We start from the raw sequence: 455 nt of genomic DNA, 5'->3' as shown, positions 1-455 counted from the left end.
CGAATAGAACCGCGACAGTCAGCTGCGCCAGCTCATCGTCAACGAGAACGGCATCGACCCCGTGCGGCTGGTGCCGATCGTGCACTATGACGGCACGCCCATCACCGCGCGCTTCATCGCAAAAGCCATCGGCGACCACCAGGATCACCTCAAGGTGACCCCGCTGCGGAAGGCCGTGTCGTGAACGTTCCTCTTCTCTCTCCTTCGTCATGCCCGGGCTTGACCCGGGCATCCACGCCTTCCTTCCATGCCGCCAAGACGTGGATGGCCGGGACAAGCCCGGCCATGACGCCGCTGGGGCTGCAGGTGCTCGCATGACCTACATTGCCAAGCCGAAATTCCATCATCCGGGCCTGAAGAAGAACGAGCTCGGCTACACGCATCGCGACTACGAGGGCAAGATCTCGACGCTGTGCGCCGGCTGCGGCCACGATTCGATCACGGCCTCGATCATC

At 63.1% G+C, this 455-nt stretch carries 1 protein-coding gene; it reads right to left on the bottom strand.

Translation table 11 applies throughout. The annotated features are described in order from the left end of the window. On the bottom strand, positions 1-232 hold a 232-nt coding region (locus tag AACY52_RS31085; protein WP_339561507.1), incomplete at its 3' end, for a hypothetical protein. Positions 233-455 lie beyond the last annotated feature (223 nt).

The organism is Pseudomonas sp. EA_65y_Pfl1_P113, from assembly GCF_963970525.1.
In the GTDB taxonomy this organism is placed as follows: domain Bacteria; phylum Pseudomonadota; class Gammaproteobacteria; order Pseudomonadales; family Pseudomonadaceae; genus Aquipseudomonas; species Aquipseudomonas tritici.
The sequence above is the reverse complement of the archived record's forward strand: the minus strand, read 5'-3'. Positions and strand labels throughout refer to the sequence as shown.